The organism is Cellulomonas fimi, from assembly GCF_028527925.1.
GTDB lineage: Bacteria > Actinomycetota > Actinomycetes > Actinomycetales > Cellulomonadaceae > Cellulomonas > Cellulomonas fimi_C.
This window is the reverse complement of sequence record NZ_JAPESW010000031.1, coordinates 13,953-35,732: the sequence shown is the minus strand read 5'-3', so window position 1 is coordinate 35,732 and position 21,780 is coordinate 13,953. Positions and strand designations below refer to the sequence as shown.

Annotated in this window: 22 protein-coding genes and 1 tRNA gene; 15 read left to right on the top strand and 8 right to left on the bottom strand. The window is 76.0% G+C overall.

Translation table 11 applies throughout. The features are described from left to right. Positions 1 to 47 precede the first annotated feature (47 nt). From OMK64_RS14195 to OMK64_RS14185, 3 genes are read left to right on the top strand one after another with little or no spacing between them, the layout of a single operon-like run. Entirely contained in the window at positions 48 to 374 is a 327-nt protein-coding gene (locus tag OMK64_RS14195; RefSeq protein WP_272729023.1) for an ArsR/SmtB family transcription factor, read from the top strand. Then, positions 371 to 859 carry an SRPBCC family protein gene (locus OMK64_RS14190; protein WP_272729022.1) on the top strand — a complete coding sequence of 163 codons (489 nt, stop codon included), beginning with the start codon at positions 371 to 373 and terminating at the stop codon, positions 857 to 859. Before OMK64_RS14195 ends, OMK64_RS14190 begins: the two co-directional genes overlap by 4 nt. A gap of 57 nt (positions 860 to 916) precedes the next feature. Beyond that, positions 917 to 1,375, top strand: coding sequence for a hypothetical protein (locus OMK64_RS14185; protein WP_272729021.1), 459 nt, complete (start codon positions 917 to 919; stop codon positions 1,373 to 1,375). Between the two features lie 29 nt (positions 1,376 to 1,404). Here OMK64_RS14185 and OMK64_RS14180 read toward each other — a convergent pair whose 3' ends face one another. The 4 genes from OMK64_RS14180 to OMK64_RS14165 all read right to left on the bottom strand — a co-directional run bounded on the left by OMK64_RS14180 (position 1,405) and on the right by OMK64_RS14165 (position 5,937). Beyond that, positions 1,405 to 2,202 (bottom strand): glycosyltransferase family 2 protein, encoded by a 798-nt coding sequence (locus OMK64_RS14180; RefSeq protein ID WP_272729020.1) that lies wholly within the window; start codon positions 2,200 to 2,202, stop codon positions 1,405 to 1,407. After that, complete coding sequence (locus tag OMK64_RS14175) at positions 2,199 to 3,716, bottom strand: bifunctional PIG-L family deacetylase/class I SAM-dependent methyltransferase (protein ID WP_272729019.1); 1,518 nt, start codon at positions 3,714 to 3,716, stop codon at positions 2,199 to 2,201. The genes OMK64_RS14180 and OMK64_RS14175 overlap by 4 nt, the downstream gene beginning before the upstream one ends. Next, positions 3,713 to 4,714, bottom strand: coding sequence for an acyl-CoA dehydrogenase family protein (locus OMK64_RS14170; RefSeq protein WP_272729018.1), 1,002 nt, complete (start codon positions 4,712 to 4,714; stop codon positions 3,713 to 3,715). Before OMK64_RS14170 ends, OMK64_RS14175 begins: the two co-directional genes overlap by 4 nt. 173 nt (positions 4,715 to 4,887) lie before the next feature. Further along, a complete protein-coding gene (locus OMK64_RS14165; protein WP_272729017.1) occupies positions 4,888 to 5,937 on the bottom strand; it encodes an alpha/beta hydrolase in 1,050 nt (349 codons plus the stop codon). 137 nt (positions 5,938 to 6,074) lie between these two features. Here OMK64_RS14165 and OMK64_RS14160 point away from each other — a divergent pair, with 137 nt between their 5' ends. The 5 genes from OMK64_RS14160 (at position 6,075) to OMK64_RS14140 (ending at position 11,586) form a co-directional block, all read left to right on the top strand. Continuing rightward, the gene (locus OMK64_RS14160) at positions 6,075 to 7,619 is read left to right on the top strand and encodes an RNB domain-containing ribonuclease (RefSeq protein WP_272729016.1); all 1,545 of its coding nucleotides are present in this window, start codon (positions 6,075 to 6,077) and stop codon (positions 7,617 to 7,619) included. 3 nt (positions 7,620 to 7,622) lie between these two features. Continuing rightward, a complete protein-coding gene (locus OMK64_RS14155) occupies positions 7,623 to 8,690 on the top strand; it encodes a hypothetical protein (RefSeq protein ID WP_272729015.1) in 1,068 nt (355 codons plus the stop codon). Between the two features lie 115 nt (positions 8,691 to 8,805). Further along, entirely contained in the window at positions 8,806 to 9,384 is a 579-nt protein-coding gene (locus OMK64_RS14150) for a YdeI/OmpD-associated family protein (protein ID WP_272729014.1), read from the top strand. 10 nt (positions 9,385 to 9,394) lie between these two features. After that, positions 9,395 to 10,297 (top strand): rhomboid-like protein, encoded by a 903-nt coding sequence (locus tag OMK64_RS14145; RefSeq protein WP_272729013.1) that lies wholly within the window; start codon positions 9,395 to 9,397, stop codon positions 10,295 to 10,297. Continuing rightward, entirely contained in the window at positions 10,297 to 11,586 is a 1,290-nt protein-coding gene (locus OMK64_RS14140; protein WP_272729030.1) for a threonine/serine exporter family protein, read from the top strand. The genes OMK64_RS14145 and OMK64_RS14140 overlap by 1 nt, the downstream gene beginning before the upstream one ends. 61 nt (positions 11,587 to 11,647) lie before the next feature. Here the strand turns inward: OMK64_RS14140 and OMK64_RS14135 are convergent, their stop codons facing one another. Beyond that, positions 11,648 to 12,682 carry a GmrSD restriction endonuclease domain-containing protein gene (locus OMK64_RS14135; protein ID WP_272729012.1) on the bottom strand — a complete coding sequence of 345 codons (1,035 nt, stop codon included), beginning with the start codon at positions 12,680 to 12,682 and terminating at the stop codon, positions 11,648 to 11,650. 120 nt (positions 12,683 to 12,802) lie between these two features. Between OMK64_RS14135 and OMK64_RS14130 the strand changes: the two genes are divergently transcribed. The 3 genes from OMK64_RS14130 to OMK64_RS14120 all read left to right on the top strand — a co-directional run bounded on the left by OMK64_RS14130 (position 12,803) and on the right by OMK64_RS14120 (position 14,236). After that, positions 12,803 to 12,891: transfer RNA gene (locus tag OMK64_RS14130), tRNA-Ser, on the top strand. 179 nt (positions 12,892 to 13,070) lie between these two features. Beyond that, positions 13,071 to 13,283 (top strand): sigma factor-like helix-turn-helix DNA-binding protein, encoded by a 213-nt coding sequence (locus tag OMK64_RS14125; protein ID WP_272729011.1) that lies wholly within the window; start codon positions 13,071 to 13,073, stop codon positions 13,281 to 13,283. A gap of 2 nt (positions 13,284 to 13,285) precedes the next feature. After that, a complete protein-coding gene (locus OMK64_RS14120; protein WP_272729010.1) occupies positions 13,286 to 14,236 on the top strand; it encodes a CU044_5270 family protein in 951 nt (316 codons plus the stop codon). A 107-nt stretch (positions 14,237 to 14,343) separates the two neighbouring features. Here the strand turns inward: OMK64_RS14120 and OMK64_RS14115 are convergent, their stop codons facing one another. Both OMK64_RS14115 and OMK64_RS14110 read right to left on the bottom strand, forming a co-directional pair. Then, positions 14,344 to 15,276, bottom strand: coding sequence for an aldo/keto reductase (locus OMK64_RS14115; protein WP_272729009.1), 933 nt, complete (start codon positions 15,274 to 15,276; stop codon positions 14,344 to 14,346). 21 nt (positions 15,277 to 15,297) lie between these two features. Beyond that, positions 15,298 to 16,170 carry an aldo/keto reductase gene (locus OMK64_RS14110; protein ID WP_272729008.1) on the bottom strand — a complete coding sequence of 291 codons (873 nt, stop codon included), beginning with the start codon at positions 16,168 to 16,170 and terminating at the stop codon, positions 15,298 to 15,300. 165 nt (positions 16,171 to 16,335) lie between these two features. Here OMK64_RS14110 and OMK64_RS14105 point away from each other — a divergent pair, with 165 nt between their 5' ends. From OMK64_RS14105 to OMK64_RS14095, 3 genes are all read left to right on the top strand, one after another. Beyond that, on the top strand, positions 16,336 to 17,046 hold the full coding sequence (locus OMK64_RS14105) for a hypothetical protein (RefSeq protein WP_272729007.1): 711 nt from the start codon (positions 16,336 to 16,338) through the stop codon (positions 17,044 to 17,046). A gap of 76 nt (positions 17,047 to 17,122) precedes the next feature. Further along, positions 17,123 to 18,751 carry a BamB-related PQQ repeat family beta-propellar protein gene (locus tag OMK64_RS14100; protein ID WP_272729029.1) on the top strand — a complete coding sequence of 543 codons (1,629 nt, stop codon included), beginning with the start codon at positions 17,123 to 17,125 and terminating at the stop codon, positions 18,749 to 18,751. 181 nt (positions 18,752 to 18,932) lie between these two features. Then, positions 18,933 to 19,886, top strand: a complete 954-nt coding sequence (locus tag OMK64_RS14095) for an excalibur calcium-binding domain-containing protein (RefSeq protein ID WP_272729006.1) — start codon at positions 18,933 to 18,935, stop codon at positions 19,884 to 19,886. Positions 19,887 to 19,946: 60 nt separating this feature from the next. Here the strand turns inward: OMK64_RS14095 and OMK64_RS14090 are convergent, their stop codons facing one another. Beyond that, positions 19,947 to 20,501: a TetR/AcrR family transcriptional regulator gene (locus OMK64_RS14090; protein ID WP_272729005.1), complete on the bottom strand. Its 555-nt coding sequence runs from the start codon at positions 20,499 to 20,501 to the stop codon at positions 19,947 to 19,949. A 105-nt stretch (positions 20,502 to 20,606) separates the two neighbouring features. Between OMK64_RS14090 and OMK64_RS14085 the strand changes: the two genes are divergently transcribed. Beyond that, positions 20,607 to 21,665 carry an SDR family NAD(P)-dependent oxidoreductase gene (locus OMK64_RS14085; RefSeq protein ID WP_272729004.1) on the top strand — a complete coding sequence of 353 codons (1,059 nt, stop codon included), beginning with the start codon at positions 20,607 to 20,609 and terminating at the stop codon, positions 21,663 to 21,665. Positions 21,666 to 21,780: the final 115 nt, after the last annotated feature.

Genomic DNA, 21,780 nt, shown 5'->3' with positions numbered 1-21,780 from the left:
GCGGTGCGGCGGCCCGGCGCGTAATGTACAACCACATGGTTGTAGGAATGGACACCGATCACGTCGACCGGGTGTTCGCCGCGCTCGCCGACCGCACGCGCCGCGACATCGTCCGGCGCGTCCTGCACGAGCAGGAGTCGGTGTCCGCGCTGGCCCGGCGGTACGACATGAGCTTCGCCGCCGTCCAGAAGCACGTCGCCGTGCTCGAGCGCGCCGCGCTCGTCACCAAGACCACGCAGGGCCGCGAGCGGCTCGTGCGCGGCAACGTCGAGGCGATCCGGGCCGCCGCCCGGCTGCTCGACGCCTACGAGGAGATCTGGCGCGGACGCATCGACCGCATCCACGCCCTGCTGGACGAAGGAGAGGACGCATGACCGTCGTCGAGACCCACAAGGACCCGCAGGCCCTGACCCTGACCATCAAGGCCGAGTTCACGGCCACGCCCGACAAGGTGTGGCAGGTCTGGGCCGACCCGCGCAAGCTCGAGCGGTGGTGGGGCCCGCCGACGTGGCCCGCCACGTTCACGTCGCACGACTTCGTGCCCGGCGGCCGCGCGCAGTACTACATGACCGGCCCCGAGGGCGAGAAGGCCCACGGCTGGTGGGAGTTCGTCACGATCGACGCGCCGACCGGCCTCGAGTTCGACGACGGGTTCGCCGACCAGTCCGGCGCGCCCCAGGACGACGGCCTCGTCACGCGCGCCGTCGTGAAGCTCGACGGTGCGTTCCCCGGCACGCTCATGACGATCACGTCGACGTTCCCGTCGGCGCAGGCCATGGAGCAGCTCGTCAGCATGGGCATGGAGGAGGGCATCGTCGGGGCGCTCGGCCAGGTCGACGCGATCCTCGCCGAGGACTGACCCGCGGCGGGTGCCGTCCGGCGCGCGCGACCGCCGGACGGCACCCACGATGGGGCGATGAGCGACGCGACCGGAACCCGCAGCCCCGACCGCCCGACCGACGACCACCTGCCGCCCCCGGGCGTCAGCGACGAGGTCGTCGAGGCCGTGGGCGGCGTGACCGCCGCGTTCGAGGTCATCGAGCACGCGCGCGGCATGCTCTACGCCTTCCACCGCCTGGTCGGCCGCGCCGACGCCGAGCTCGCCGAGGCGCTCGACCGGCTCGCCGAGGCGGGCCACCCCGACGTCGCCGACGAGCTGCGCGCCGAGGTCGTCGGGCGCAACGTGCTCGACGGCCGGTGGACGTTCCAGATCGTCGAGGAGTTCGACGACGGGTACTACCGGACGTTCGCGGACGCCGAGCGGCGCACGCGCGAGCGGCTCATGGACGGCCGGCGCCACGTCTACGAGGCACAGCTCAAGGAGCGCAACCGGACGCACGGCCGGCCCGGGCACGAGGCGCGGCCCGACTCCTGACCGGCCCGCCCGGCCCGCCTGCGGACGGCTCAGTCCGCCGCGACGAGCACGGCCCCCGAGCGCGCCGCGCGGTCGGTCCCGTGCGGGTCGTCGGCCGTCAGGGGTCGCGGCCGGTCGAGCCCGACGACCGGGTCGGGCGCTGTCCGCGGGAAGAGGGCCGTGAGGTAGCCGGCGTACCCACCCGGTGACCGGCCCTCGCGCCGCCCCGACGTGAGCACGTCGACCACGTCGGACGCCACGATCCGCGCGCCCGCCGCGTGCAGCGCGACGACCAGCCCGACGTCCTCGTGCTCCCGGCGCGGCGCGAAGCCCCCCGCGGTCACGTAGGAGCTCGCGCGGACGCCCAGGTTGGCGCCGTGCACGTGCCCGTTGGGGCGGCCGGGCACACGCGTGCCGCGCCACTGCTCGACCTCCTCGGGCAGCAGGTCGCGCGGGTCCGGGCGGACCGTCCCGACGACGACGTCGGCGCCCGCGTCGGCGAGCCGCAGCTGCTCGACGAGCCAGCCGTCGGGGACCTCGGAGTCCGCGTCGGTGCACGCGACCCACACGTCGGCGAGGTCGCCGCCCGCGCGCGCGAGGGCCGACCGCACCCCGGCGGCGCGGGCGCGGCCGACGTTCCCGCCGCGCGTCACGACCGTCCGGACGGCGGGGAAGCACGCGACGACGTCCGCGGTGCCGTCCTGGCAGCCGTCGAGGACGACGACCACGTCGACGGACACGTCGGCGGGCAGCCGGTGCGCGGCGGCCGACACCGACGCGAGGCACCGGCCGACCAGGTCCTCCTCGTCGCGTGCGGGGATGACGACGGCGATGTGACGAACGCTCATGCGAGCCCTTCCCGTCGGGCCACGGACCGGGGGTCGGCGGCGAGCACGTCGAGCATGAAGTCGGCCTCCTCGTGACGGACCAGCGGGGCGAGGTCGAGGGTGCGGTGCAGGACGCGGTGCACCTCGTCGCCGGTCAGGGGGTAGTCGGCGACGGGATGCCGCCAGTGCACGGCCACCACGGTGCCGCGCGGTGCGAGCGACGCGCGCACCGCGCGGGCCGTGCGGACGAGGTCCTCGCGGGCCAGGTAGTACCCGACCTCGGACAGCACGACGAGGTCCCACGGCCCGTCGGGCACGTGCGCCGCGACGTCGCCGACCTCGACGCGGACGTGCCGGGCGGAGGCCACGCGCTCGCGCGCCCGGGCGACCGCCGCGGGTGCGACGTCGAGCGCCAGGAGCTCGTCGCAGCGGGTGGCGAGGTCTGCGGTGAGGACGCCGATCGAGCAGCCGACCTCCAGCACGCGGCCGTAGCGGCGGTCGGGCAGCGCGGCGAGCGTCACGGCCCGCTTGCGCTCCTCGTACCAGCGGTCCTCGAAGCCCCACGGGTCGTCGCGGCGCGCGTACGTCGCGTCGAAGTAGTCGGACCGCAGCGTCGGGCGCGACGCGTCGTCCACGACGAGGAGGTCGACGTCGCGGTCGAGCGTCGCGATCAGGTCCGGGTGGACCACGGCTGCGTCACGCGGGTCCGCGGACAGCGGCTGCACCTGCGTGCGGTGCGTCGCGACGGCCCGGTGCCGCCGGACGACGGACGCGTCGGCGAGGTCGACGACCCGCAGCCGGTCCCACGGCACGCGCGGGTCGTCGGGCGTCGCCCAGTGCCACATCCACAGCGGGTACTCGACGAGCCGCGCGCCGGTCTCGGCGGCGAGGGTCGCCCCGATCTCCCCCGCGACCCGGTGGTCGCGGTGCCCGTCGCCACGCCAGGGGACGACGAGGGTGTCGACCGGCGCCGTCCCGAGCAGGCGGCGCAGGTCGTCCTCGACCTGCGTCCGCGACTCGGCGAGGCCGCCGTCGGGGTGCCCGAGCAGCGTCACGGACGACGCGGGCGACAGGATCGCGACGGCCTCGCGGACCTCCTCGGCACGGATCGTGGCGAGCCGCGCAGGGTCCACGGTCGGGGAGCCGGGGTGTGACGCCGCGCCGTCGGTGAGGACGACGACCTCCGGCGGGTTGCCGCGCGCGGCGAGCTCGGCGACGAGTCCGCCGACGCCGAGCGACTCGTCGTCAGGGTGCGCTGCCACGACGACGGTCCGGCCCGTCGGGAGCGCGAGCGCGGGGAGGTCGGTCCACCGCGGGTCGGCCGTCCACGTCTCGTCCGACGCGGCCGGGGCGTCGGCACGGTCGAACGCGACGCGCGTGCGACCGCTCGCCGGGACGGCGGTCGGTGCGTCGGTGACCCGCACGGCGGCGGTCGGCGCGTCGGTGGTCAGCGGGTCGGCGACGCGCACGGCGGCCGTCGGCGCGTCGGTGTCCGGCGCGGCAGCGGTCGGCGCGGCGTCGGCGCCGCCGGTCACCACGGTGACCCCGGGCTCGTGGCGAGCGCGGCGCCGAGGGACGCGTCGTCACGCTCGGCGTGGTGCTGGCGGACGTAGAGCTGGAGGTCCGCGACGCGCTTGGCGTGCTCGGGCTCGAGCGCGAGCGGCGCGGGACCGAGCGCGTGACCGGCTCGCAGGAGGACGTCCTCGCACACCCGTGCCACCGTCCCGCGGACGCGCTTCGCGAGCAGGCGGCCCGCGTCGGCGTCCAGCGACCCCCCGTCGACCAGCGCGGCGGCCTCGGCGAGCGCACGGCGGGCGGACTGCATCCCTTGGTCGACGGCGCCGAGGTGCACGTGGAGCAGGGGCGCGTCGCTGCCGCGGGCGGCGTCCGCCAGCCGTCGCGCGACGCCGACCGCGCCGCCGTACCAGCACGCGGCGACGCCGATGCCGCCCCACCAGAACCCGGGGCGCGTGAGGTACCAGCCCGGACCGCCGACCGGCTCGGCCGGTACGTCGTCGAACCGGACCGACGTGCTCGGGATCTCGACAAGCCCGCGCGCGGACCACGGCTCGTCGCCCAGCGCGACCCGCGGGGTACGCAGCGCCACCGCGAAGAGCCCGCGGCCGCCGTCGGGCAGGTGGGCCGTCACGAGCGCCGCGTCGAGCCGGTCCGCGAGCGAGCACCACGGCTTGACCCCGCGCAGCCGCCACCCGTCGCCGTCCTCGACCGCGTCGAGCCGCACGCCGGGCCCTTCGGCGGCGTAGACGCCCCAGGTCGCGCGGGCGTCGACGACGGTCGGCGCGGCACCGGCCTGGGCGAGGATCGCGCGCGCGTCGAGATGGGGTTCCACGGCCCGCGCGACGGCGAGGTCGGCGGCCGCGAGCGTCGCGAGCCGCTCCCACAGACGCGCGGTGCCGCCCGCGCCGGGGACCAGGTCGGCCGGCCAGTCGCGCGCGTCGTCGAGCGCGTCGTCGACCGACCGGGGGACGTCGACGACGAGGGTGCCCTCGGGCGGGGCGGGGTCGAGGCGCACAGGGATCGTCGGACGGCCCTCCGGTTCGCGTGGCTGCAACGGGGTGGGTGGCCACGTGATCGTGCGGTGCGGCGTCACCGCCTGCAACCGGAGAGCCCGACGTCGCCCGTCCGGGCGAGCCCTGGGTCGCACGCACCGTCGGACCGCCGCGGCCGCGGCGGGCGGCCGGAGGATCAGGCCGTACAGCGGCGCACGAAGCGCACGATCCGGTCGAGCGCCGCGGCCCCGTCGGCGGTGTCGGGCTCGAACTGGTACTCGTGCGGCAGCGCGGGCTCGTGGTCGGCGGGGAAGAACAGCGTCTCGACGTCGACACCGTGCCGCTCCAGCGTCGCCGCGAGCGCCTCCGACTGCGCGCGCAGAGGGTCGGCGTTGCCCACGGTCACGAACGTCGACGGGAACGCCGCGGTCACGTGCCGCCCGACGGACATCGAGGACAGGAACGCCTCGTCGTCGAGGAAGTGCCGGTCGCCGCTGTACGCCCAGCCGCACGCCCGCAGCACGTCGCGCAGCGGCGACCGGCGGTCGAGCCGGGCGAGGTCGAAGACGCCGCAGCACAGCACGACGCCCCGCAGCTGTGCGGGGTCGACGGTCGGCTCGACGCCGAGCGCCCGCGCGTACGCCGGCACGGTGGTGAGCGTCGCGACCTGCGCGCTGATCTGCGCACCCGCCGAGTCGCCGGCGAGGACGAGGCGCGCCGGTTCCACGTGGAACCGGGCGGCGTGCTCCTGCACGTGCCGCAGGGCGGCGGTCACCTGCCGGACGGGCGTCGGGTAGCGGGCCTCGGGCGCACGCGTGTACCGCAGGGCCACGACGGTGACGCCGTGGCTCGCGAGCAGGCGGAACCAGCCGCGCAGCTCGTCCTTCGTGCCGCCGACGAACGCACCGCCGTGCGTCCACACGACCGTCGGCAGCGGCTCGGTCGCGTCGGCGGGGTGGAACACGTCGAGGACCTCGTCGTCGCCCGGCCCGTACCGCTCGTCGAGGAGCGCGGTCACGCCCGTCGGTGCGAGCGCGTCGAGCCGCGCGGTCCGGTCGACGACGCCCCGGGCGAACTGGCGACGCACCAGCAGGACCGTCGGGCGCGGGCTCACCAGGAGCGACGCCCGCAGCGCCGCGAGCACGACGCGGCCGGCGAGCCCGCGCAGGCCGGCCGGGCGGGCGGTGGAGACCGGCGTGCGGGTCGTGCCGGTGCCCCGGGCCTCCGTCTCGTCCGGCGCCGTCATGCCGGGCAGCCTAGGACGGCCACCCCCACCGGGGTACCCCTCCGCGAGACCGGGTCGGGCGCCCCACGCACGATCGTCGTCGCAGGTCATGGCATGACGGCGCTGCGGGACCGACGGGACCGTCCTACGCTCGCGAGGTGCCCCGACGCCGCGTCCACCTCGCCCCGCCGCCACCCGCCGCGCGGTCCGCGGGTGCCGTCGACGCGGACGTCGAGCGCGGGCTGGCGGCCCTGCGCGACGAGCTCGGCGTCCCCGACGCGTTCCCGGCCGACGTCGTCGCCGAGGCGGAGTCGGCCGCGGCGGCACCGGCCAGGGACCTGCCCGACGCGACCGACGTGCCGTTCGTGACGATCGACCCGCCCGGCTCGCGCGACCTCGACCAGGCCGTGCACATCGAGCGGCGCGGCGACGGCTTCCGCGTCCGGTACGCGATCGCCGACGTCGCGACGTGGGTGCGTCCCGGAGGCGCCGTCGACGCCGAGGCGCGCCGCCGCGTCGTCACCCTGTACGCGCCCGACGGCCGCACGCCGCTGCACCCGCCCGCGCTCTCGGAGGGCGCGGCGAGCCTCCTGCCCGACCAGGACGTGCCCACGCTGCTGTGGACGATCGACCTCGACTCCGGTGGCGCCCCGACGGCCGTCGACGTGCGTCGGTCCCTGGTCCGCTCGCGCGCGCAGCTCACGTACGACGAGGTCCAGCACGCGTACGACGCGGGCACCGCCGACGGGACCCTCGCGCTGCTGCGGGACGTCGGCCGGCTCCGGCAGGACGCCGAACAGGCCCGCGGGGGGATCACGCTGCCGACGCCCGAGCAGGAGGTGCAGCGGGTCGACGGCCACTGGGCGCTCGCGAGCCGCTCGACGCTCGACGCCGAGGAGTGGAACGCGCAGATCTCGCTGCTCACCGGCCTGTGCGCCGCGCAGCTCATGTTGGACGGCCGCATCGGCGTCCTGCGCACGCTGCCCCCGGCCGACCCGCGCGACGTCGCCCGGCTGCGGCGCGCGGCGGACGCGCTCGACGTCCCGTGGCCCGACGGGGCCGCCGTGGGTGACGTCGTCCGCGGGCTCGACGCGGGGGTGCCCGCGCACGCCGCGCTGCTCACCGAGGCGACGACGCTCCTGCGCGGTGCGGCGTACGTCGCGTTCGACGGCGAGGTACCCGAGCAGGAGCAGCACGCCGCGCTCGCCGCCCCCTACGCGCACACGACCGCGCCGCTGCGGCGGCTCGTCGACCGGTTCGTCGGCGAGACGTGCGTCGCGCTCGTGGCCGGTCAGGACGTGCCCGACTGGGTGCGGTCCGCGCTGCCCGACCTGCCTGCGCTCATGGCGGGCGGGGACCGGCGGGCCAACGAGTACGAGCGCGGCTGCCTCGACCTGCTGGAGGCGGCGCTGCTCACGGGCCGCGTGGGCGACGTGTTCGACGGGGTCGTGGTCGACGCGCACGACGACCGCACGTCGGGCGTCGTGCAGCTGCGCGACCCCGTCGTGCGCGGGCGCGTCGAGGGCACCGACCTTCCCGTCGGGCAGCACGTGCGGGTGCGGCTGACCGAGGCGTCGGTGGGACGCCGGACGGTCCGCTTCGCGCTGGACGGACAGGGGACGGCGCCCGACGCCGACGCGGTCGAGCCGTCGCCCCACGCGGCCCGCACGGCCGAGCAGCCGTCGCGCGCCGCGGAAGGCTGACCCGTGGACCTCGACGACGTCGCCGACGACCTCTACGGCGCGCCGCCGGACCAGTTCGTCGCACGCCGCGACGCCGCCGCGAAGGACGCCCGCGCGGCGGGCGACCGCGACCTCGCCGCCGCGATCACGGCGCTGCGCAAGCCGACCGTCGCGGCGTGGCTCGTCAACGCGCTGCTGCGCGACGTCCCCGGGCTCGCCGACCAGCTCGTCGCGCTCGGCGACAGCCTCCGCGAGGCCGAGCGCTCGCTGGACGGCCTGGGCATGCGGGACCTGTCGCGCCAGCGCCGCGCGCTCGTGACGTCGCTGGTCGGCCGCGCGAAGGCGCTCGGGCGGCAGGCCGGGCACAAGGTCGGGGACGCGGTCGCGCAGGAGGTCGACGCGACGCTCACGGCCGCGCTCGCCGACCCCGACGTCGCGCGCGAGGTGACGTCGGGACGTCTCACGGCGGGGCGCGAGTTCGTGGGCTTCGGCGGGATCGCGTCGGGCGAGCCCGCCGAGCCGTCCGCCCGCCCGTCGCCGGCGGCGTCGACGCGCGCGTCCGGCACCGACGAGCGGGCACCGGGCTCGAAGGGGAGCACCTCGCGCAGCCGCGCGCACCTGCGCGTCGTCGAACCGCCCGAGCCCGAGCCCGAGCCCGAGCCGCGCGAGTCCGCCGTCGACCGCCGTCGCCGGCGCGAGCGCGAGGACGCCGTCGCGGCCGCGCGGCGCGCGCGCGAGGACGCCGCCGACGCGCTGCGCACCGCCCGCGAGCAGCTCGACGACGCGACGCGCGAGCGCGACGAGCAGGAGCAGGCCGCCGCGGCCGCCGAGACGGCGGCGGCCGACGCGCGTCAGGAGGTCGACGAGCTCAACGCCGCGCTCGTCGAGCTGCGGCACCGGCTCGCGGCCGCGCAGAAGGCGTCGACCCGTGCGGACGAGGCCGAGACCCGGGCGGCCTCGACGCTGCACACGCGCGAGAAGGCGGTCACGTCGGCCCAGCGCGACCTGCGGCATGCGGAACGCGCGGAGGCGGACGCGGCACGTGCGCTCGAGCGCGCCGAGGAGGCGCTCGCCGACCTGGGCACCGACTGACGCCGCCCGACGCCGCCCGACGCCCGTGAGCAGCGGCGACGCCTCCGTCGCCCGCCGCGGCGTGCCGGTCGCCGCAGCCGTGCCGGTGGCGGACGGGCAGGGGACAATCGGCCGCATGACGGGTCAGAAGGACGCGCCTCTGGTGCACGTCGAGACGGTCGAGGAGTGGCGCGACTGGCTCGTCGCGCACCACGCGGAGGCGACGGGCGTCTGGCTCGTGTCGTGGCGTCGGTCCACCGGCCGGCCCGCCGTCCCGTACGAGGCCGCGGTCGAGGAGGCGCTGACCGTCGGCTGGATCGACGCGACGCAGCGCTCGCTCGACGACGAGCGCACCGCGCAGTGGTTCTGCCCCCGCAAGCCGGGGTCGGGCTGGGCCCGCACCAACAAGGAGCGGCTGGTCCGGCTCGAGGCGGAGGGGCGGATGCTGCCCGCGGGCACGGCCGTCGTCGAGGCCGCGAAGGCCGACGGGTCGTGGACGCTGCTCGACGACGTCGAGGCGCTCATCGTCCCGCCCGACCTCGCCGCTGCGTTCGACGCGCACCCCGGCGCACGCGAGACCTGGGACGCGTACCCGCGGTCGGTCAAGCGGCTGCACCTCGTGTGGCTGGTCGACGCGAAGCGTCCCGCCACCCGGGCCGCGCGCGTCGAGGAGGTCGCGGTGAAGGCCGCGGCGGGCGAGCGCGCACGGTCGTGACGGCCCGCGGATGACGGACGACGGCGGGCCGGCGCCCGACGGGTCCGTGCCGCGCGACGGGTCCCTGCCGCGCGACGGGTCCCTGGCGCGCGACGCCGGCTCGTCCACGCCGCGCGCCGACCCGGTGCCGACGCGTGCCGAGGTCACGCGCCGCGCCCTCGCCGACGTGGGCCGGACCGTGCGGCGGTCGGACGTCGCGCTCGTCTACGGCGGGCTCGTCACCCTCGGCGCGCTGGTCATGGCGTTCCTGCCCGACGCGACCGCCGAGGCGGTCACGGCGCACGCGAGCGGCAACGTCGACAACCTGCGCGCACGGCCGGTCGAGGCGCTCGTCCTCAGCGCGTTCGTGCTGCCGCACCCGTCGAACCTCGTGCTCGTCGTCGCGCTCGTCGTGGCTGTCGCGTACCTGCAGCGCTGGCTCGGGCGGCTCGCGGCGGTCGTCGTGATGGTCGCGGGGCAGGTCGTCGCGTCGCTGGTCGTGGGGGCCGTGATCACGACGGGCATCGTGCGCGGCTGGTTCTCCCCGGCGCTCGCGGGTGCGGAGGACGTCGGGGTCAGCTACGTGCTGGCGTGCGTGACGGGGGTGCTCGTCGCGCGCGTCCCGTCGCGGTGGCGCTGGTGGTACCTGGGCGCGCTCGTGGCGGTGTGGGTGCTGCCGGGCGTGTGGCTGCGGTCGTTCACCGACGTCGGGCACGCGACCGCACTCACCGTCGGCCTCGCCGTCGCGTACGTCGTGAGCCGGGGTGTCGAGGCCGCGACGAGCCCCGACGGCTGGCGGCCGCCCGCACGACGGACGCGCGCCCGACAGGTCGACGAGCGTCCCGGTGCGCCCGCCGGTGACGAGCGGCACACCCCCGGAGCGAGCGTCCGGGACGACGGTCCCGGGCGACCTGGGGGGCCTGACCGGCCATGATGGGCCTCGTGCCGACCGAACCCGACGACGACGAGCTCGAGCTCATCCGCCGCTCGGGCGTCGCGCTGCGCGTGGGCCGGCTGAGCCTGTCTGCCGGGACGGGGTCGTACCGCGTGAAGGCGTCGATGGCCCGCATGGCGCGCGCGCTCGGCATCGACCGGCACGAGGCGCACGTGACCCTCACGGAGATCACGACGACGTCGCACCGGGGCCGGTCGTTCCGCACCGAGGTGACCGAGGTCCGGTCCGTCGGCATCAACGCCGACCGCCTCTCCCGGCTCGAGGCCCTCGTCACGCGCCTCGAGGGCCGCAAGCTGCGCGACGGCGTCGAGACGACCGTCGAGGAGGCGACCGCCGCGCTCGACGACATCGCCGCCCGCCCGCCGCTGTACCCGGCGCTGCTCAACGCCCTGTGGTCCGGGATCGCGTGCGCCGCGTTCGCGTTCCTCAACAACGGCGGCCCGGTCGAGGTCGTCGGCGTGTTCGTCGGCGCGTCGCTCGGGCAGGCCCTTCGTCGGGCGCTGCTGCACCGCGGCTACAACCAGTTCGGCGTCACGATGCTCGCCGCCGCGCTCGGCGCGTTCACGTACCTGGGGTTCGTCACGGTCCTGCACGGGGTCGGCGCGATCGGCGTCCGGCACGAGGCCGGGTACGTCTCCGCGGTCCTGTTCCTCATCCCCGGGTTCGCGCTGGTGACCGGTGCGCTCGACCTCGCCAAGCTCGACTTCTCGGCGGGGGTCGCGCGGCTCGTCTACGCGCTCATGATCCTCACGTCGGCCGCGCTCGCCGTGTGGGCGGTGTCGAGCGTGGTCGGCCTCCAGCCCGACCCGCCGCCGCCGCTCGGCCTCGACAGCGGCCTGCTGCTCGCGCTGCGGTTCGTCGCGTCGTTCCTCGGGGTGCTCGGGTTCGCGCTCATGTTCAACAGCCCGTGGCGCATGGCGGTCGGCGCCGCGACGGTCGGCATGGTCGCCAACGTGATCCGGCTCGAGCTCGTCGACGCGGGCGTCGTGGTCCAGGCCGCCGCCGCGCTCGTCGCGCTGCTCGTCGGTCTGCTCGCGGCGGTCGTCGCGCCGCGCCTGCAGGTCCCGCGCATCACGATCTCGGTGCCCGCGGTCGTCATCATGGTCCCCGGCGTCACCGCCTACCGCGCGGTGTTCCACCTGTCCGACGGGCAGACCACCGCCGCGCTCGCGTACGGCGTGCAGGCGGCGCTCGTCGTCGTCGCGCTGTCGATCGGCCTGGCCGTCGCGCGCATGCTCACCGACCGGGTCTGGGCCTTCGAGCGCTGACCGCCGCCCGTCCGCACGCGTCCACGTGCGGGTGACGAGCGACCCGGCGGTCAGGCTGTCGTCAGGGCGCCCCCGGAAGCCGCTCGCACGCCACCCCGTTGTCGTCGCCGTCGAGCTCCGCGACGTCGCCGTACAGCGGCAGGTACGTCTCGAACCACGCCTGCGCCTCCGCCCACGTCGCGAAGTCCGCGCAGTTCCGCGCGTTGCCCGGGCTCGCCGGCGCGCCCCCGTCGGGAGCGGGCGCGGGGCCCGGGTCGACAGGGGCCGGCTCGACGGGCGCCGGGTCGACGGGTGCCGGGGCCGCCTGCTCGGGCGGCAGCGGCGTGCCCGCGGGCAGCGGCTCGTCCGGGCACGACGCGAGCACCCCGGCGATCGCGTCCCGCTCGGCAGCCGTCACCCAGAGCCCGTACGCGTGCTTCACGGCCACCTGACGCGCCACGTACGCGCACCGGTAGGCGGTGTTCGGCGGCAGCCACGTCGCCGCGTCACCGTCGCCCTTCTGCGTGTTGAGCGGGCCGGACACCGCGAGCAGGTTGAGCGGGTCGTTGCCCAGCCGCTGCCGCGCGGCGTCGTCGAGGTGCTGCGCACCCTTCTGCCACGCGTCCGACAGCGCGACGACGTGGTCGATCTGCACGTCCGCCGACGTGGAGTCCCCGCGGACGAACGCGATCGACGTACCCGAGTACGGGTCGGCCAGCGTGCCCGACTGCACGACGCAGTCCTGTGTCCCGGGTTTGAGGACGACGCCCGTCAGGTCACGTCGGAGGACGTCGTTCCGGGTGTCGCACCCGTTGCCGTCGAGGTCGACCTGCCGGTACGCGAACAGGTCCCGGTCGTACCCGGTCCTCGGGGCGCGGCCCTTGACCGCGAGCAGCCCGAGCGTCGCGAGCGCCGTCTGCCCGGGCACGCCGTCGACGGGCGCCCCTGCCACGGGACCCTGCGCGGGCGCGGGAGCCGGCGCTCCCGCCTCGGCAGCGGCCCCTCCGGCGGGTGCGGTCGCGTCGAGCGGACCGCACGCGGAGAGGGCGACGACGAGGGCGCCGACGCAGGCCGCCAGGGCCCGGCGCCGACCCCGTGCTCTCGAGGTGGTGCTCACGGAGAGGAGTATCGGCACACCCGCCCACACGCGTGAGCGGCCGCCCGCGCACCGGTCCCGCCGCTGGTCAGCGCACGCTTTGCCGCCCGGTCGGCGCGCCAGGTACCCTGTGCTGCACTTGGAGACGTCGCATAGCCAGGTCTAGTGCGCGACCCTGCTAAGGTCGTGAAGGGGCAACCCTTCCGTGGGTTCAAATCCCACCGTCTCCGCTCCGGGTAGCTCGCGCAGCTATCGACAGTGAGCTGGTTGTGACGCCCGTCCGGGGCTTCCTCGGGCGGGCGTTGCTGTTCGCGGCCTGACCTGTGTCTCGACCGGCACGCTGCTGTGCACCCGGGTCTGCGGTCGCCGAGGGCTGTGCCCGGCCGCGGTCGATGAGCGCGTCGACGCCGTGGGTCGCCGCAACGAGCTCAGGCAGGTGCTGTCCGCGCTGACGTCGGACGAGCGGGACGTGCTGCTGCTCGTGGCGTGGGACGGCCTGTCACCAGCAGAGTCGGCCGCCGTCCTCGGGATCACCGCCGAGGCCGCGCGGGCCCGACTCTCGCGGGCGCGCCGCCGGGCCCAGGCCGTTCTCGATTCCCTCGTCGTGGAACCAAGGAGCTGATCATGGACCTGTCCACCCTCCTCGCGGAGACCGCTCCTCGGCCCTCTGTGCTGTCCGACGAGGCTCTCGCGCGCGCTGCCGCACGAGTCGACGCGGAGGTGCGAACCGCTTCTCAGCGGGTGCACGTGATCCGGCGGGCGAAGCGCCGCCGTCGCGTCGCTGCGGCCTCGTTCGTCTCGGTCGCCGCAGCAGCGGCGCTCGTCATCGCGCCCACCGTCGACCTCGGCGGTGGACGGCTCGAGAGCGCGGAGGCGGCGGCCGTGCTCGTCTCCGCCGCAGCTGCGGCAGGCGACCAGGCCGGTGGGTGGCCCGATGCCGCGTACTGGCACGTCGTCTCGACGCAGGAGTACGACGGCGTGACGTACCCGCGTCAGATGTGGCGAGGCCGGATCGCCGACAGTGCGATCCAGGACACCTTCGCGTTCGACGTCGGCCCCGAGCTCAGCGGAGCAGACGGCGTCTACACCGTTGGCGTCGGCCCCGCGATCTTCGCCTACGTCGACTGGGCTGGTCTCTACGCCCTCCCGACGGACCCGACCGAGCTCGAGCACGCCCTCCGCAACATGGGCGAGGGCCACGGTCCCGACCCGGACAGCCAGCTGTGGTCGGACATCGGCGAGCTGCAGCGAGAGACGCCCGCGCCGCCGGCGCTGCGCGCGGTCCTGTGGACGGTCGCGTCGCGGATCCCCGGCGTCGTGCTCGTCGGCGACGTCACGGACTCGACGGGACGCCCCGGCGTCGCGGTCGAGCGGGACATGACCGAGGACGGCTGGTCCCGGGAGCGCTACATCATCGACCGCGCGACCGGCGACCTGCTGGAGGAGGTGTCCTTCGACTCCGACGACACGGTCGTCTACCGGATGACGGTCCTGTCGCAGGGACCGGCCGACTCCGCTCCCCCGGCGGACCCGCCGGTCTGCGGGCCGGGATCGGTGCCCGAACGCAGCTGCTGATCTCGGTCGACGGAATCCGGCGCACGGCCGGCATGACCGCCGACGGGTCATGTGTCCCGGACGCGCACGGCGACCGGCGGACCGGTGCACCGTGCGCGGCCCGGGCGTCAGGGGACGGTGTGCCCCGCGGCGCGGAACATCTCGTACCACTCGGCGCGCGTGAGCGGGATGTCCGACCCGAGGGCCGCGCCGGTGACCCGCTCGGGCGTCGTGGTGCCGAGGACCACCTGCATCCCGGCGGGGTGGCGCGTGATCCACGCGGTCGCGATCGCGATCGGCGGCACGTCGTACCGGGCCGCGAGGCGGTCGATCACCGCGTCGAGCTCGGCGTACTCGGGCGAGCCGAGGAACGGGCCGGTGAAGAAGCCCGCCTGGAACGGCGACCACGCCTGCACGGTGATGTCGTTCAGCCGGCAGTAGTCGAGGACGCCGACGTCGCGGCTGATCGACTGGTCGAGCCCGACCATGTTCGCCGCGACGCCCTGCGCGACGAGCGACGCGTGCGTCACGGAGAGCTGGAGCTGGTTGGCCACGAGCGGCTGCCGGACGGATCGACGCAGCAGCTCGATCTGGCCGGGGGTGTGGTTCGAGACGCCGAACGCCCGCACCTTGCCGGCGTCCGCGAGCTCGTCGAACGCGCGGGCGACCTCGTCGGGCTCGACCAGGGCGTCCGGCCGGTGCAGCAGCAGGATGTCGAGGTAGTCGGTCCCGAGGGCCTCGAGCGACCCGTGCACCGACTCGACGATGTGCTCGTAGGAGAAGTCGAAGTACGGGCCGTCCGGGACGATGCCGCACTTCGTCTGGAGGACGAGCTCGGCGCGCTCGGACGGGGTCAGGCGCATCGCCTCGGCGAACCGGCGTTCGCAGCCGTGCAGGGACGACCCGTACACGTCGGCGTGGTCGAGGAACGTGATGCCGGCGTCGCGGGCCGTGCGCACGAGCGTGCGGACCTCGTCGTCGGTCTTGTCCTGGATGCGCATGAGCCCCAGGACGACGTTCGGGGCGACGATGTCGGTGCCCGGGAGCGTGAAGGTCTTCACCGCGGATCGACTCCCTGGGGCTCAGGCGCCGGCGGCGGACAGCCGCGCGACCTCGTCGGGCGTGAGGGTCAGGGAGGCCGCCTCGGCGGAGTCCCGGATCGACTCGGGCCGGGACGCCCCCGGGATCGGGATGACGACCGGCGCGAGCGCGAGCTCCCACGCCAGCGTGACCTGGAACGGGGAGACGCCGTGGTCGGCCGCGACCTCGAGGAAGGGCGCGAACTCGGCGCCGAGCTCGCCGGAGCGGGCGAGCGAGATGCCGCCGAGCGGGCTCCACGGGAGGAACGCGATGCCGAGCTCCGCGCACAGCTCGAGCTCGGGCAGCGACGAGCGGAAGCGCGGGGAGAACTGGTTCTGCACGCTGACCAGCCGGCCGCCGAGGATGTCGTCCGCCTCGCGGATCTGCTGCGGGTCGGCGTTGGAGATCCCGGCCATCTGGATGACGCCCGCGTCGAGCAGGTCGCGGATCGCGCCGACCGAGTCCGCGTACGGCACCGAAGGGTCGGGGCGGTGGAACTGGTAGAGGCCGATCGCGTCGACGCCGAGCCGCCGGACGGACTCCTTCGCGGCGGTCTTCAGGTAGTCGGGGTCGCCGTTCTGCGTCCACGAGCCGTCGCCGGGGCGGAGGTGACCGCCCTTGGTGGCGACGAGGACGTCCGACGTGTCGCCGCCGTAGGAGCGCAGGGCCTTCGCGATGAGCTCCTCGTTGTGCCCGACCTCGCCCGCGTCGCGGTGGTAGGAGTCCGCGGTGTCGATGAGCGTCACGCCCGCGTCGAGCGCCGCGTGGATGGTGGCGATCGAGCGGTCCTCGTCGGGCCGGCCCTCGATCGACATCGGCATGCCGCCGAGCCCGATCGCACTGACCTGGCGGTCGCCGATGCTGCGTGTCTGCATGAGTGCTGTCTTCCTCTGGTCCGACGTCTCGGTCGAGCGGTTCGCCCGGCTCCGAGCGTAGGTCGGGCGTGCCGCGCCCGCCGGTTCGTCGGGTGCGGCGGCTGTTGCCACGCGCGGCGGCCGGACGGACACTGACGGCATCCCGTCCGGTCGGAGGTGATCGACGTGCTCACGACGACCTCGTTCCCTGACGCGCTGCCGGTGCTGTCCACCGGGCGTCACCGGAACCCGCGCGACGGCGGTTGCGCCATGGAGTGGGCGAGCCTGCTCGCCGGTGAGCGGTGGAGCGACCACCCGGCGTGCACGCACCCGCTCCTCGCTCACGTGACCCGGTCGGTCAACGACCTCGTGGGCGACCGCGCGCGGGCTGCGCTCGCGCACCTCGTCCCGACGCTCGTCGGCCTGCGCAGCGACGACGGGCAGTGGTCGCTGGAGATCGCGTCCGTGACCGTGCGGCACGCGCTGCGGGTGACGGGTTCGCCCGACCGGCGCGACCTGGTCGTCGCGCTGCTCACGCTCGACCACCTGCTCGCGTCCTCGGACGGCCGGGCGCCGACGGAGCGTCGACCCGAGACCGCCGACCGGCTCGCGACGCTGCCTCACCGCGACGTCGTGTGGGCCGAGCGGTTCACGCGCGCCATGGGCGTGCCGCGGCACGTGCGCGGGCTGACGCGCCGGATCGTCGAGGTGTCGGTCGCGACGGTCGCGGCGGCGCCGGACGCGGACGACGCGCTCGTCGCGATGCTGACGGACGCCGTCGGCACGTGCGAGGCGCTGGCGCGCCGCGCGGGGCGGGACGCCGCGATGCCGGTGCCCGTGCCCCGGGTGGGCGGTGCGCGCGAGCCGGTGGCGGCACGCGCTGCCGCGTCGGGGTAGGGCGGCGTCGTCCGGACGCGACCCGTCGAATCCCGGCGGTGGGCGCAGCGCGACGAGTAGCGTCGCGCGCGTGACGATGCGCGACGTCGAGCTGGTCGAGACCGACGGCGCACCCGCGCCCGCGTCCGACGTCGAGCACACGCCGTCGTTCCTCGACCGCGTCCGGCGTCGGCCGCGCTGGCTCGCCGCGGGGGCAGCGGTGGTCGTCGCGCTCGTCGGCTACCAGCTCGTGAGCGACCAGCGCGTGCGGGCGCAGGACGACGCGCGCGCCGCCGCGCTCGCGGACGTCCCGTTCGTCCTGGACCCCGTCGACCCCGCGTTCCCGGTCTTCCTGGAGGGGAGCTGGTCGTGGGAGGAGGGTGCGCCGCCGGTCGTGGCCGCGTTCCTCGGCCGCGGCGTGTCCGTCTCCGGCCTCCTCGTGAGCGGCGGCGAGGGGGCCGGCACGGGGGAGGCTCGCCTCGCGGGGGTGGACCCGTCCACCGCGGAGGTCGTCTGGGAGACGACGCTGCCAACACCGCAGCCCGGAGCCGTCCACTCCGACGCCTGGTGCTCCGAACCGGAGAGCGCGGACGCGACGAGCGTGCGGTGCGTGCTGCGGTGGCAGGTCCCGCCGGCCGCCGACGCGACGCCGGACGCGCTGTGGACGGACCTGGCCGTCGTGGTCGAGGTCGACGGGGCCGACGGGAGCGTGCTCCGCCGTACCGACGTCCCGGCGGGTGCCTCGCTCGGGACCGGGCCGTGGGGGATGGTGGTCGGCACGCTGGACGGCACGCGCGTGACGCTGGACGCGACCGGATGGGACGGCACTCCGCGATGGACGCGCACGCTCGACCTGGTCGAGGTGGGCGAGGAGACGTACCTGTCCGTCCTGGTCGTCGACGACCGGGTGCTGGTCGCGGACGCCCCGGAGTACGCCGGCTGGGTGCTGTCCGCCGACGACGGGCGGACGCTCCTCACGCTCGAGGGGACGCGCGGCGGGTGGGGCGGCGCGACACTGCTGCCGGGCGGCGCCGTCCTCGTCGCGGACTCCGGTCGGCCGCAGGTCGGACCGGGCGGGCAGCGCGCCGAGATGCTCGTGCTGACCGACGGGACCGAGGTGTCGCTCGACGGCGACCACCGGGAGTGGGTGGGCGTCGACGACGGCACCCTCGGTGACGCGCTGCTGACCGGGACGGCCGCGTCGCCGACCGTGACGCGCACACGCGGCGGCGAGACCCTCCCGAGTGACGAGCCCGACGGCAGCGTCGCGCGGCTGCGCGAGCCCGACGGCTCGGTCCGCTGGGAGGTGCCCGGTCTGGACGTCCAGACGGCGATCGCCGTCGACGGCCTGGTCGTGGCGCGCACGTCCGACGAGGTCGTCGCCGTCGACGCGCGGACCGGGCGCGTGCGGTGGCGTCTGGCCGTGCCCAGCGACGACAGCTCGATGTACCAGCTGCTGACCGACGGGCGCGTGATCCTGGCCGCGCGCGGGGCGCAGCTCGACGCGATCTCCTTCCGCGGCGAGCCGGTGTGGTCGGCGCACGTGCAGCCGCAGGGTGACGGGCGCGTCGTCGTGCCGGGCCCGGCCCCGACGCCGGGACCGACGGAGACCGCCGCACCCGCCGTCGACCAGGTCATGTGGAACGCGTCGACGAGCGGCCGGCTCGTGCTCGGCGTCATGACCGACGACGGCGAGGGGCAGGAGTACGTCGTCTTCGGCCGCTGACCTGGTCATCCGCCACCGACGGGCACTTCATCTCGACCACGCCCGTGCCGATACCACCGGTGTGAACGACGTCGCGCTCCGTCCCGCCCGTGTGGCCCTCGCCCTGCTGCTCGCCTTCGCTGCCGGCGCCGGTCTGACTGCGTGCGGAGGCGATGACAGCAGCGCCGTCGTCCTGGGCGGTGTGGACGGTGACACCTTCGAGGCGAAGCGCGGCGGTGACGAGATCCGCGTGCGTCTCGCCGGGGTCGTCGCGCCGGACGGCGACGAGTGCCTCGCGGACGAGTCGGCGGACGCGCTGAGCGAGCTGCTCGGCGAGGACACGAAGGTCCGCCTGGAGGTGGTCGACGGGTCGGCTGCCGAGTCGCAGGAGGTCGTCGCTCGCGTCTTCGTCGAGGACGAGGACGTCGCTGCGGCGCTGGTCGGTCGAGGGCTCGCGCGCGTCGACCCGGAGGTTGCCGACGAGGAGTACCGGACGATTCTGCTCGACGCCCTGGAGCGGAGCCGGGCGGACGAAGAGGGAGCCTTCGACGAGTCCGTGGAGTGCACGCTTCCCGCTCAGCTGGCCGCCTTCGAGGAGGCCAGTGAGGACGCGGTGGCGGCGGCCGCCGCCGTCGGGGTCGGAGCCGGGGTGGACGCGGTTGACACCCGTGCGCGCGCGCTCGCGGCAGCGGCGGCGACCGGCGAGGCGCTCGCTGCTCTCCTCGACGGCACGAGCGGGAGCGGCGAGCTCGCGTGGTACGACGACGGGTTCCTCGACGACCTCCGCTCGCGCGCAGGCTCGCAGCGAGAGCGGGTGGGTCAGGCGATCGCGACGAACGACGCACTTCTCGTGTCCGAGAAGGCACGCGTCGAGGCCGAGCGGCTCGCGGCGGAGGAGGCGGCGCGCGCTGCCGCGGAGGCCGAGGCCGCGCGACTGGCGGAGGAGGCACGACAGGCGGAAGCCGCTCGTCTGGCTCAGGAGGCGGCTGACGCGGCGGCGGCCGCGGCGGAGTCGGAGCCGACCGGCGGCGGTGCCTCCGCGTACTACGGCAGCTGCGCCGATGCGCGCGCTGCGGGCGCCGCGCCCCTCTACGCGGGTGAGCCCGGGTACCGCTCGGGCCTCGACCGTGACAAGGACGGCGTCGCGTGCGAGTGACCCACCGGAGCTGACGGCAGGTTCGGCCATCCCGGACGGGACGGGGACGTTGAGCGCCGCTCAGCGGGTGCGCAGGCCGGCGAGGACGAGGTCGACGTAGGCGCCCGCGTCGCGGGTGGGGTCGGTGCCCAGGCGGGCGGCGTGGTCGAGGCCGCAGAGCAGGCGGCGCAGGTCGTCGGGCTGGACGGCCGCGACCTCCCCGCGGGCGTGCGCGCGGTCGAGGAGATCCTGGACGTCGCGGGTCATGCGCGCGAGCGTGTCGGCGACCTGGGGGTCGGTGCCCGGGCCGTCGCGCAGCACCTCGGCGACGGCGCGGTCGTCGAGCTGGGCCAGCATCACGTGCCGCATGACGGCCCCGATCGCGGCCAGCGGGTCGTCGCCGTCCTTGGCCTCGTGGATGCGCCCTGCGAGCGCGAGCACGCCCGGGGCGGCGAGCGCGGCGAGCAGGGTCTGACGGTCCGGGAAGTGGCGGTACGCGGTGCCGACGCCGACGCCCGCGTCGGCCGCGAGCGCGTTCATGCGGAGCTCGGCGTCGCCGGTGTCGAGGCGTCGGCGCGCGGCGTCGAGGAGCAGCTCGCGGTTGCGGGCGGCGTCGCGGCGGAGCTCGGGGGGCACGTGCGCAGCGTACCGCGCGATCCTGATCATCGATCCGATCGGATAGATGATCCGCTTTGCTGCTACCGTGGAGCGGATAGATCATCCGGATCGAGGGAGCGGACGATGAGCACCACGCAGCACGGCACGACCAGCGACATCACGGGCACGACGACCGGGTCGGCCGGGCACCCCGCCCCGCCCGACCTGCCCGCCACGGGCAGCGCCGCGACCGGACGAGCGCCGGCGCCACGCGGCCGCGGACGACTCGACCGTCGGCCCGTCGCGTGGACCGCCGACAACGTCCCGGACCTCGCCGGCCGCCGGGCCGTCGTCACGGGCGCGTCGGCCGGGCTCGGACGCGCGCTCGCGGGCCGGCTGGGCGCGGCCGGTGCCGACGTCGTGCTCGTCGTGCGGGACGAGGCTCGCGGTGCCGTGGTCCGCGACGCGCTCGTCGCCGCGGGCGCGCGGGGCCGCGTCACCGTCGAGCGGGCCGACGTCGCCGACCTCGACTCGGTGCGCGCGCTCGCGGACCGGCTGGACGCGTCCGGCGAGCCCGTCGACGGGCTCGTGCACAACGCGGGCACGGGCGCCGCGGAGCGACTGGTCACCGCGCAGGGCCACGAGGTCATGCTCGCGACGCACGCGCTCGGGCCGTTCCTGCTGTCGCAGCGGCTGCTCCCGCACCTGGAGCGCGGCTCGTCGCCCCGCGTCGTGACCGTCGGCACAGGGCTCCACCGCCTCGTCCGCGCCCGGCTCGACGTCGACGACCTCGAGGGTGAGCGCCGGTACTCGCCGGCCCGCGCGTACGTCCTCACCAAGCTCGCCGGGATGGTGCTCGCGCAGCAGCTCGACCGTCGCCTCGCCGCCACCGGCTCGCGCGTCCGCAGCGTCGTCGCGCACCCCGGCGTCGCACGCACCGCCCTGCAGTCGAGCGGGACGACCCGCGCGGAGCGCGTCGTCGCACGCGTGCTGTCGGCGGCCATGGGCCGTGACGTCGAGCAGTCCGTCCTGCCGATCCTGCACGCGGCCACGGCGGACGACGTCGAGCGCGACCGCCTGCTCGGCCCGGGTGGCCCGCGCGAGCGCACCCACGTCGTGTCCGAGCGGCACGTCGGCGACGTCGCGGACCCGGCCGTCGGCGCCGCGCTGTGGGACGCGCTCGACGTCCTGGCCCGTCGCTGACCGCACCCCGCCCGTGCGCCGCGACCGCCCGGCCGTGGCAGGCGTCACGGCCGGGCGGCGGAACCCCGGGGGCTGCGTCATCGTTGAGCCGAGGCGAACGTTCCCCTACCTGGAG

Excerpts from the sequence above, each read along its gene's own strand:
- OMK64_RS14195 (WP_272729023.1), top strand. The coding sequence starts at position 48 with ATGGACACCGATCACGTCGACCGGGTGTTCGCCGCGCTCGCCGACCGC.
- OMK64_RS14190 (WP_272729022.1), top strand. The coding sequence starts at position 371 with ATGACCGTCGTCGAGACCCACAAGGACCCGCAGGCCCTGACCCTGACC.
- OMK64_RS14185 (WP_272729021.1), top strand. The coding sequence starts at position 917 with ATGAGCGACGCGACCGGAACCCGCAGCCCCGACCGCCCGACCGACGAC.
- OMK64_RS14180 (WP_272729020.1), bottom strand. The coding sequence starts at position 2,202 with ATGAGCGTTCGTCACATCGCCGTCGTCATCCCCGCACGCGACGAGGAG.
- OMK64_RS14165 (WP_272729017.1), bottom strand. The coding sequence starts at position 5,937 with ATGACGGCGCCGGACGAGACGGAGGCCCGGGGCACCGGCACGACCCGC.
- OMK64_RS14150 (WP_272729014.1), top strand. The coding sequence starts at position 8,806 with ATGACGGGTCAGAAGGACGCGCCTCTGGTGCACGTCGAGACGGTCGAG.
- OMK64_RS14145 (WP_272729013.1), top strand. The coding sequence starts at position 9,395 with ATGACGGACGACGGCGGGCCGGCGCCCGACGGGTCCGTGCCGCGCGAC.
- OMK64_RS14140 (WP_272729030.1), top strand. The coding sequence starts at position 10,297 with ATGGGCCTCGTGCCGACCGAACCCGACGACGACGAGCTCGAGCTCATC.
- OMK64_RS14120 (WP_272729010.1), top strand. The coding sequence starts at position 13,286 with ATGGACCTGTCCACCCTCCTCGCGGAGACCGCTCCTCGGCCCTCTGTG.
- OMK64_RS14110 (WP_272729008.1), bottom strand. The coding sequence starts at position 16,170 with ATGCAGACACGCAGCATCGGCGACCGCCAGGTCAGTGCGATCGGGCTC.
- OMK64_RS14100 (WP_272729029.1), top strand. The coding sequence starts at position 17,123 with ATGCGCGACGTCGAGCTGGTCGAGACCGACGGCGCACCCGCGCCCGCG.
- OMK64_RS14085 (WP_272729004.1), top strand. The coding sequence starts at position 20,607 with ATGAGCACCACGCAGCACGGCACGACCAGCGACATCACGGGCACGACG.